This is a genomic window from Yersinia sp. LJYL362 (assembly GCF_048323875.1).
The window spans coordinates 1-10,141 of the sequence record NZ_JBLWEX010000090.1; the positions used below are offsets into that span (position 1 = coordinate 1).

The window sequence follows — 10,141 nt, forward strand, 5'->3', positions numbered from 1 at the left end:
CACTACTTATCGGCGGTGCCAAACCGAGTGAAGCGCAGGATAAAGCCCGCGCGATGCTGGTGGCTGTGGGGTTGGAAAAGCGTAGCAAACATCGCCCGTCCGAACTATCCGGTGGTGAGCGTCAGCGCGTGGCGATTGCGCGCTCGCTAGTGAACAACCCGTCGCTGGTGTTGGCTGATGAGCCGACCGGTAACCTCGATCAACGGAATGCCGATAGCATCTTTAATTTGCTCGGTGAATTGAATGTTCGTCAAGGAACCGCCTTCTTAGTGGTCACTCACGATTTGCAATTGGCCAAACGCATGAGCCGTCAGTTGGAAATGCGTGACGGCCAGCTACAGCAGCACTTGACGTTGGTGGGGGCACAATAGTGGCGATTGGGATGGGCGTTTCGCCACTTTCACTGTTAATCGGTTTACGTTTTAGCCGTGGCCGCCGTCGCGGCGGAATGGTGTCACTCATTTCGGTGATTTCCACCTTGGGCATTGCCTTGGGGGTGGCGGTATTGATCGTCGGCTTAAGTGCGATGAACGGCTTCGAACGTGAGCTAAAAAACCGTATTTTGGCGGTGGTGCCACACGGCGAAATTGCGGTGGTCAATCAGCCATTTAGCGGTTGGCCGCAAACTTTACAGCGGATTGAAAAAGTACCCGGTATCGTGGCAGCGGCACCTTATATCAATTTCACCGGTTTGATTGAAAACGGCACACAGCTGCGTGCCGTACAGGTCAAAGGTGTTGATCCCGAGGCCGAACAGCGACTTAGCGCATTGCCGAGCTTCGTCCTGGACCATGCCTGGGGCAATTTCAAAGCCGGTCAGCAGCAGATTATTTTGGGCAAAGGTCTGGCCGATGCCTTGGGTGTGAAGCAGGGGTCATGGCTGACAGTCATGATCCCTAATAGCGACCCTGAGATGAAATTACTGCAACCCAAGCGTATTCGCTTGCAAGTGGCGGGTGTTTTTCAATTGAGTGGGCAACTGGATCACAGCCTGGCATTAGTACCTTTAGTCGATGCGCAACAATATCTGGACATGGGTGACAGTGTCACTGGTATAGCCATCAAGGTCGATGATGTCTATAACGCCAACAAACTGGTACGCAGTGCCGGTGAGGTCTCGAATGCCTATGTGTATATCAGCAATTGGATTGGCACCTACGGCTATATGTATCGTGACATCCAAATGATTCGCACCATCATGTATTTAGCGATGGTATTGGTTATCGGGGTTGCCAGCTTTAACATTGTTTCCACACTGGTGATGGCGGTTAAAGATAAAAGCAGCGATATCGCGGTGTTACGCACATTAGGCGCTAAAGATGGCCTGATACGAGCCATCTTTATCTGGTATGGCTTGATGGCGGGGCTTATCGGTAGTGTCTGCGGAGCGGTCGCCGGGGTCATTATCTCTTTGCAATTAACCAACATAATTCGTGGGTTAGAAAAGCTGATCGGGCATCAATTTTTGTCGGGTGATATCTATTTCATCGACTTTTTGCCGTCAGAACTCCACTGGTTTGATGTGGCTTGTGTGCTGGCGACCGCATTGGTGTTGAGTTTAATTGCCAGTTGGTATCCGGCTCGTCGTGCCAGTCGTATTGATCCGGCGCGGGTGTTGAGCGGGCAATAAAAGAATATAAAAATAAGTCATATTGGCAGTCATTTCTCTGGACAATAATGGGTAAGGGGCAATCTTATGTATTACGGTTTTGATATGGGCGGCACCAAAATTGAGTTAGGCGTTTTTGATGCCAACCTGCAACGAATCTGGCATAAGCGCGTCCCGACACCGCGTGAAGACTACTCATTATTACTGCAAACATTACAAAATTTAACCCGGGAAGCCGATGAGTTTTGCGGTATTGAAGGCAGTGTGGGTATCGGCATTCCCGGCTTGCCCAACGCCGACGATGGTACGGTATTCACGGCGAATGTCCCCGCGGCAATGGGGCAATCTTTACAAGGTGACCTTTCCGGGTTAATCGGGCGCGAAGTTCGAATCGATAATGATGCTAACTGCTTTGCATTGTCGGAAGCTTGGGATCCTGAGTTTCGCCACTATCCAACGGTATTAGGGTTGATTCTTGGCACTGGCGTCGGTGGCGGGCTGATTGTGAACGGCAATATTGTCAGTGGGCGAAACCATATCACCGGCGAATTTGGTCATTTTCGTTTGCCAGTAGATGCGCTGGATATTCTGGGTGCAGATATTCCACGAGTGCCATGTGGTTGCGGGCATAATGGTTGTATTGAGAATTATATTTCAGGACGTGGTTTTGAATGGATGTACAAACATTTCAACCAGCAATCTTTGCCCGCGACTGAAATCATTGCAAACTATAACATCGGTGAATCCAAGGCTGTAGCTCATGTTGAGAGGTTTATGGATGTACTGGCTGTTTGTTTAGGTAATTTATTGACTATGCTGGACCCCCATCTGGTCGTCATTGGTGGTGGATTATCTAATTTCGAGCATATTTATCAAGAACTGCCAAAACGGTTGCCGCAGCATTTATTGCGAGTAGCCCGCTTGCCGCGTATTGAAAAAGCGCGTTATGGTGATGCGGGCGGTGTTCGTGGGGCGGCGTTCCTGCATTTGTCTGAGCGTTAATTAATCAATAGCAAATAACAATACCTAAAATAGAGGCAAAAGGTTATGCGCATTCGTCATCGGTTGTGTCGGTTTCGCAAGAATAAGCACTTGCGACATCAACGTTTTCGCTCTCGTATTTTTCATCGAGACAGTGCCGCAACATCCGAAATGAAGAAGCCGTTTGTGGTGGTTCTGACGGGGGCTGGTATCTCGGCTGAATCGGGTATTCGTACTTTCCGTGCGGCAGATGGTTTGTGGGAAGAGCATCAGGTGGAAGATGTTGCCACCCCTGAAGGGTATCGTCGTGACCCTGAACTGGTTCAGGCTTTTTATAATGCCCGCCGTCGCCAGTTACAGCAGCCTGATATTGCGCCAAATGCCGCCCATTTTGCATTAGCTGATTTGGAAGCGGTGCTGGGTGATAATTTCGTTCTGGTGACTCAGAATATAGATAATTTGCATGAGAGAGCGGGTAGTAAGCGCGTTATTCATATGCATGGCGAGTTGTTGAAAGTGCGCTGTACCCAGTCTGGTCAAGTACTGGATTGGCCGGGTGATCTCGGTGCGGATGAGCGCTGCCATTGTTGCCAATTCCCATCGCCGTTGCGCCCACATATTGTGTGGTTTGGTGAAATGCCAATGGGCATGGATGAAATCTATCAGGCGCTGGCTGAGGCTGATTTCTTTATTTCAATTGGCACGTCCGGGCATGTCTATCCTGCTGCTGGGTTTGTCCATGAGTCGAGCTTGCATGGCGCTCATACTGTCGAGCTAAATCTCGAGCCTAGCCAGGTCGAGAGCCAGTTTGATGAAAAACACTACGGTTTGGCCAGTAAAGTGGTTCCAGAATATGTGCGCGAATTTTTAACCACGCGCGGTGAAAATCGTCAAGGCGACTAAATTTCCTTGCTGAATAAGAGCCGCAATATGATTAGCGGCTCTTATTCATTCGACACTGTTCCTGGTTTGTCTTTTTTTATTCTGGCTTAAGTTTGTCTAAAACTGACCTGACGCAATATTTGATGGTGATCACTTCCCCATAATGATATTCACTATTATGAGGGTGGGCCCATGGACAAATTACTCGACCGCTTTTTCAACTATGTTTCTTTTGATACACAAGCAAAAGCCAATGTAAAATCCGTGCCGAGCACTGAAGGGCAGCGCAAGCTGGCTCTGGCGTTACAACATGAGTTGCAGGCGCTGGGGTTTTCTCAGGTGAGTTTGAGTGACCATAGCTGTGTGATGGCAACCTTGCCTGCCAATGTCTCCTGGCCGGTCCCTACCATTGGTTTTATTGCCCATCTTGATACTTCGCCAGATTTTTCGGGTAAAAATGTTAATCCGCAGATTGTAGAAAACTACCGTGGTGGTGATATTGCTTTGGGGATGGGCGACGAGGTTCTATCGCCGGTCATGTTCCCCGTCTTGCATCAATTGCTTGGGCATACCTTGATTACCACTGATGGCAAAACCTTATTGGGCGCGGATGATAAAGCGGGTATTGCGGAAATTATTACTGCTATGGTGCGCTTAAAGCACAGCAATATCCCGCATGGTGATATCCGTATTGCTTTTACGCCGGATGAAGAAGTGGGAAAAGGGGCGCGATTTTTTAATGTGGCTGAATTTGATGCCCAATGGGCTTATACCGTGGATGGCGGCGGCGTGGGGGAATTGGAGTTTGAGAACTTCAATGCCGCATCGGTGACCATAAAGATTGTCGGTAATAATGTGCATCCCGGAAGCGCCAAAGGGGTGATGGTCAATGCGCTATCACTGGCAACCCGTTTTCATCAGGCATTACCCACGGATGAAACCCCTGAAAGTACTGAGGGTTATGATGGTTTCTATCATCTGCAAAGCATTAAAGGCACGGTCGAACGGGCAGAAATGCACTATATCGTGCGAGATTTTAATCGCGATGGTTTTGAAGCACGCAAGAAAAACATGGTAGATATCGCTAAACGGGTAGGTAAAGGTTTACACCGTGATTGCTATATTGAAATCGTTATAGATGATAGTTATTACAATATGCGTGAGCATATTATTAAACATCCACATATCATCGAGATAGCTCAGCAAGCAATGCATGATTGTGATATCCCCCCCGTCATGAAACCGATACGTGGTGGCACTGACGGCGCGCAGTTATCCTTCCTCGGGTTACCTTGCCCAAATATCTTTACGGGCGGCTATAATTATCATGGTAAACATGAGTTTATAACGCTGGAAGGGATGGAAAAAGCGGTGGCGGTTATTATGCGAATTGCTGAATTGACGGCTAAGCGCGCTAAAGAGTCATCAGTTTGACTGACTGATAAAAATGAGGTTAATGACAAAGTGCCCGTAACGGTGAGAACAGGCAGATCGTAAAGACGCCGTAAACCCTTCCCTGGGGGCTCGAGCCGCGCCATCCGTGGCGCGGACGCTTTACTCTTCTACCTGTCCTCACCTTGCAATATTGAGTCGTTGGAGTTTGTCAGCAGTCTGAATGCCCCGTTTATCAGGGCATTTTTGCGTAATAAGCTCGAAATATTAGTCGTTAAAATACCAATAGCCGTTATTCACCAACGCGGTGAGCATCGCCAGGAAGGACGGGTCTTTCAGCGCATCCCCCAACAGTTGGGCATCCACACTGAAGTGTTGGCATAATGCATCGGCGGCTTGTTTGTGTGGCGTATTAATCAACTCACCATTAGCAAAGCACTGATCACCAATACGCAGAACACGTAATCCGGTAAGGCGTTGTAATTTATCGCCTTGTTGCAGTAATTCATAGACATCACCCGCCTGATAAGGGGGTTCCGGTGGCGCGATATCCAGCTCGTGGCGCGATTGAGAAATAAACTCGCCAAACCAGTTTTGGAAATCCTCTGGTTGCTGGACTAAATCGAGCATCATGGCGCGAAGTTTATCGACTTCTTGTGGCAGCACTTCGGCCGGATGTTCTCGTAACTGCAAATCCGGATCGCTGTAGCGATAACTGCCTAACTCGCGTGAAAGTACATAGTCAGCAAAACCGCTCACCAGTTCACGACCATTAGGAGCACGGAAACCGACTGAGTAATTCAATGCATTTTCAATCGCATAGCCTTCATGAGGGAAGCCCGGCGGGATATAAAGAATATCACCCGGCTCCATTTCTTCATCAATAATGGCGTCGAAAGGCCCAACTTGCAGCAGGTCAGGGTGAGGACAATGTTGTTTCATTTCCGTTTTCTCACCGACCCGCCAGCGACGGCGGCCCGTGCCCTGAATAATAAAGACATCATACTGGTCAAAATGTGGGCCGACACCGCCCCCCGGAACGGAGAAAGAGACCATTAAGTCGTCCATTCGCCAGTCAGAAAGCGGGCGGAATGGGCGCATTAATGCGGCTGCGGGTTCATGCCAATGATCAACCGCTTGTACCAGCAGTGACCAGTTAGTTTCACCTAAGTGATCAAAGCTCTCAAAGGGGCCATGGCTCACTTTCCAGCGGTCATCTTCATGACTCACCAAACGGCTATCGACTTCATTCTCCATGGCTAAGCCAGCAAGTTCATCTGGTGAGAGCGGGTCAATAAAGTTTTTAAAGCCACGTTTGATAATGACAGGGCGCTTCTGCCAATAGCGTTGCAGAAAATCAGGCCAATCGAGACTGAGTTGGTAATCCATGTTTATTCCAAGAGAGGGGTGAACTTGCAGGTGATTATACGCTAAATAATTCGAGTTGCAGGAAAGCGGCAAGCAAAAGACAAATTGGTTGCAAACCATTTTGAACGGCGCTTGCGCTGGCCCGCAGGGTGAGTCTCTGATGAGACTCATAATCCCGATGAGCTTACTGCGTTGTAAGTGATTCGGGTAACAAATCGGTCAGGAACTGATTTGAACGCGGGTTGCAGCGGCCTCGAAGAGGCGAGGTCCATGGCCGGGCCGAGTAACGAGCGCAGCCAACGTACATGCAGCTTGAAGTGTGACGAGTATATAACGGTTGCCTGTCATCAATATCAGAGGGCAGGCAAATTTTATTAATCGGCATGATAATCATGCTGCTGGCCAAAAGTTACCATCATTCTTGCTCCACCCAAGGGGCTTTCAGTAATGGTTATCTTGCCTTGATACTGTTCAATAATCTCGGCAGCAACGGACAATCCCAGCCCTTGCCCAGGGCGTAAAGTATCGACTCGCTGCCCACGTTGGAAAATTAACTGTCGTTTGCTTTCTGGAATGCCAGGACCATCGTCGTCAACGACAATAGTGAGCTGTTTTTCTGAGTGCAGGGCGGTTATTTCGACGAACTCCAAACAGTATTTACAGGCATTTTCCAGAACATTACCCATGACCTCCATAAAGTCATTTCGCTCCCCAAGGAAAGTCACCTCAGGCGAAATATCCAACGTCAGCACCACACCTTTTCGCTGATAAACTTTATTTAATGCACTACACAAGCTATCGAGTAGAGCGGGAACTGAGTGGATCTCGCGAATCAATACGTTATGCTCGGAACGCATACTGGCACGGTGCAGGTAATAACCGATTTGCTGAGAGATGCGGCTGATCTGTTCTAGCATGATAGGCTCGACTTCCTCGATAGTCGTTTGCTTACCGGTGCGTAAAGAACGCAGCGTCGTTTGCAATACTGCTAGCGGGGTTTTGAGGCTATGAGTCAGGTCGGAAAGTGTGGTGCGGTATTTGGTATAACGCTGACGTTCATTGGTGAGCAAGATATTGAGATTGCGCACTAAGCTCTGTAATTCTCGCGGTGGATTCTCATCTAACTGATCGCGTTCACCTTTTTCTAGCTGACTTATCTGACTGACCAGTGCTTTGATGGGCCTCAGGCTCCAATAGGCAGCAAGCCAAAGTAAGGGGACAACTAACAGTAAATTCGCCAGTAAGACATAACTAAACCAGTTCCAAACCAAATCTGAACGCTGCAATTCCTGTGGGATAGTATCGACAACTACAATCGTGAGCTGTGGTAAGCGGGAGGTTGCGGGGTAAGTATTGACGGATACAGAGTGAGTCAGAGCACTGTTATCTGTATCGTCATATTTTTTTAACTGGTCTTGCGCTTTAGGGTTATCACCCAACATCATGCTACTGATATGTGTTCCAGTATCCAGCTCATAGAATCCCGGCTTTTGTAACCAGTTTTTTTCGATATGAGATTCAAGTTCGGGCACCTGCCGCTGACGCCACAGGATATTGCCATCTTTATCGTAAATTAGAACCAGCGTCGGGATATTCAGCTCAAGCTCTGGCGGTACCGAGATGCTCAGCTTATTGTCATGCCATTGGGCTAAGCTGAAAAACAAATTACTTTCACCGCGATGGGCGCTGAAGGTATTTTTGTCAAAGCTGACAATATAGCCGACGACGGCGACCATACCATATGATAACGACAGCGCCAGGATGACACCTGCTGTCGCCATAAGAAAACGAGCACGAAGAGAGAAGGGCTTGCTATTTGTCCTGAACATGATGTCTAGTTGGCGTCAAAACGGTATCCCTGACCACGGATGGTTGTAATCACTTCGCCTTCATGTTCTGCCAGCAGCTTTTTACGTAAACGACCCATTAATACATCGATAGTATGGCTCTCACGTAATTCTGCATCAGGATAGAGTTGTAGCATTAATGTATCTTTGCTGACCACTTTTCCTGCATTACGAATAAGGGTTTCAATGATAGTGTATTCGAAAGCGGTCAGTTTAATCTGTTGCTGATTGACACACAGCTCTCGGCGAGAGAGATCAATTTGAAACGGAGGGAATTCAATTATCTGGGAGGCCAGGCCGATATTGCGCCGCATCAATGCTTGAATACGGGCGATAACTTCTTCCAGATGAAAAGGCTTGGTGACATAATCATCTGCACCGGCTTCCAGTACGGCGACTTTATCTTGCCAGCTTTCCCGCGCAGTCAGCACCAGAATTGGCAAATTTGTCTGATGACTACGCCAGCGACGGATAAGGCTTAAGCCATCTTCACCCGGTAAACCAAGATCAATAATGGCGATATCTGGGGCATGTTCCTGCAAGAAATAGTCTGCCTCTTTGGCATCTTCTGCTGCATCAACCTGATGGCCCATTTCACGCATTTGCACCGTAAGATGGTGACGCAACAAAGCATTATCTTCGACAACTAAAACCCGCATACCACATTCCTCGATAAGACATTAACCGGGTAATCTAATATTACCCGACAAGTGAAAATTAAAACAGTGACTTAGAAAGTGTAACGTAAACCTGTCTGTATCGCTTGATCACTGACTTTCCAGTTATGGTAGGTATAACCGACTTCTGCAGAGAGGCTTTGTGTCAGTGCATAATCAGTTGTTATCCGTGCTTCATGGAATGCACGACTATCATAGTTTGCCAAACGGTAGGCCACATCCAGACCGATATCCTGCGATAACTTGCTTTTGATACCAATTTCGCCTGTAGCACTATTGTAAGTATTGGTTTTTTTGCCGTCTTTGCTGGCATCAAATACCATTGCATGGCGGCTACCGCCCACCAAGGTATAAAAATCAATATTGGGTGAGAAAGCGAAATGGTAACCCAGCCCGAGGACCGCTTCGGCAAGGCCGCGGTCATTATTAGCGATACTGCTTATACGACCATCAATAAACAGGTCATTATCAAAACCATAACCACCATTGAGGTAGATACCGCCCATATCGCGGTGACCGATATGGCTGTACTGACTTTGATTAAATTGTTTATCGAAACGCTCATTGCTGCTGATTGAACCATATTGCAGGCCACCGGCTACATAAGTGTAATCAGCTGCCATAGCGGCAGTGCATGTCCCCATTAGGGCGAGAGAAAGTAGTGTTTGCTTCAACATAATGATAATAGCTCCAGCGAGTGTAACGTCCTTTTGGCATCAACAGCATTATCAATGACAACGACTAAACCGGGGCTAAACAGGGGCAGTGCGCGAGGAGATAAGGGATTATTCAGGTGGCGTGGGTTTGCCACCTGATGTTGAAATTAAAGCATTATTTCAATTCATCGACCATTGTTGTGGCACGACCAATGTAATTGGCGGGGGTCATGGCCTTCAACCGGGTTTTTTCTTCTTCTGGCAGCGCGAGACTGTCGATAAAGGCTTGCATACCCGCTGCATCGACACGTTTACCACGGGTCAGTTCTTTCAATTTTTCGTATGGTTTTTCAATGCCATAGCGGCGCATAACTGTTTGAATCGGCTCGGCCAAAACTTCCCAGTTATGATCCAGTTCTTCCAACAGGTGCGCTTCGTTGACTTCCAGTTTGCTAATGCCTTTCATGGTCGCTTGATAGGCAATCAATGCATAACCCAAGCCTACCCCCAAGTTACGGAGCACAGTCGAGTCAGTCAGATCTCGCTGCCAGCGCGAAACGGGAAGTTTGCTGGCTAAATGGCCCAGCACCGCGTTGGACAGGCCCAGATTGCCCTCTGAGTTTTCAAAATCAATTGGGTTCACTTTATGTGGCATGGTGCTTGAGCCAATTTCGCCAGCAATGGTTTTTTGCTTGAAATGATTCAATGCAATGTAACCCCAGATATCGC

The 10,141-nt window shown here is 48.1% G+C and carries 10 protein-coding genes; 5 read left to right on the forward strand and 5 right to left on the reverse strand.

The genetic code is table 11. The annotated features are described in order from the left end of the window. The 5 genes from ACNSO8_RS03830 to pepT all read left to right on the forward strand — a co-directional run. A partial coding sequence (locus tag ACNSO8_RS03830) for an ATP-binding cassette domain-containing protein (protein ID WP_418393822.1) occupies nucleotides 1-371 on the forward strand: 371 nt, incomplete at its 5' end. Between the two features lie 11 nt (nucleotides 372-382). Beyond that, entirely contained in the window at nucleotides 383-1,630 is a 1,248-nt protein-coding gene (gene lolE / locus ACNSO8_RS03835) for a lipoprotein-releasing ABC transporter permease subunit LolE (RefSeq protein ID WP_418393879.1), read from the forward strand. Nucleotides 1,631-1,696: 66 nt separating this feature from the next. After that, entirely contained in the window at nucleotides 1,697-2,611 is a 915-nt protein-coding gene (gene nagK, locus ACNSO8_RS03840) for an N-acetylglucosamine kinase (RefSeq protein ID WP_418393872.1), read from the forward strand. 45 nt (nucleotides 2,612-2,656) lie between these two features. Beyond that, nucleotides 2,657-3,493 (forward strand): Sir2 family NAD+-dependent deacetylase, encoded by an 837-nt coding sequence (gene cobB / locus ACNSO8_RS03845; RefSeq protein ID WP_418393873.1) that lies wholly within the window; start codon nucleotides 2,657-2,659, stop codon nucleotides 3,491-3,493. Between the two features lie 171 nt (nucleotides 3,494-3,664). Continuing rightward, complete coding sequence (pepT, locus tag ACNSO8_RS03850; RefSeq protein WP_418393874.1) at nucleotides 3,665-4,906, forward strand: peptidase T; 1,242 nt, start codon at nucleotides 3,665-3,667, stop codon at nucleotides 4,904-4,906. 225 nt (nucleotides 4,907-5,131) lie between these two features. Here the strand turns inward: pepT and ACNSO8_RS03855 are convergent, their stop codons facing one another. From ACNSO8_RS03855 to ACNSO8_RS03875, 5 genes are all read right to left on the reverse strand, one after another. Next, the gene (locus tag ACNSO8_RS03855) at nucleotides 5,132-6,253 is read right to left on the reverse strand and encodes a JmjC domain-containing protein (RefSeq protein ID WP_418393875.1); all 1,122 of its coding nucleotides are present in this window, start codon (nucleotides 6,251-6,253) and stop codon (nucleotides 5,132-5,134) included. Nucleotides 6,254-6,606: 353 nt separating this feature from the next. Continuing rightward, nucleotides 6,607-8,061 carry a two-component system sensor histidine kinase PhoQ gene (gene phoQ / locus ACNSO8_RS03860; RefSeq protein WP_418393876.1) on the reverse strand — a complete coding sequence of 485 codons (1,455 nt, stop codon included), beginning with the start codon at nucleotides 8,059-8,061 and terminating at the stop codon, nucleotides 6,607-6,609. Between the two features lie 5 nt (nucleotides 8,062-8,066). Beyond that, the gene (gene phoP / locus ACNSO8_RS03865) at nucleotides 8,067-8,738 is read right to left on the reverse strand and encodes a two-component system response regulator PhoP (protein WP_005158018.1); all 672 of its coding nucleotides are present in this window, start codon (nucleotides 8,736-8,738) and stop codon (nucleotides 8,067-8,069) included. Between the two features lie 71 nt (nucleotides 8,739-8,809). Further along, nucleotides 8,810-9,433 (reverse strand): YPO1635 family putative outer membrane beta-barrel protein, encoded by a 624-nt coding sequence (locus ACNSO8_RS03870; protein ID WP_418393877.1) that lies wholly within the window; start codon nucleotides 9,431-9,433, stop codon nucleotides 8,810-8,812. A 154-nt stretch (nucleotides 9,434-9,587) separates the two neighbouring features. Beyond that, nucleotides 9,588-10,141, reverse strand: a 554-nt coding sequence (locus ACNSO8_RS03875; RefSeq protein ID WP_418393878.1) for a lyase family protein, incomplete at its 5' end; no start/stop codon positions are given.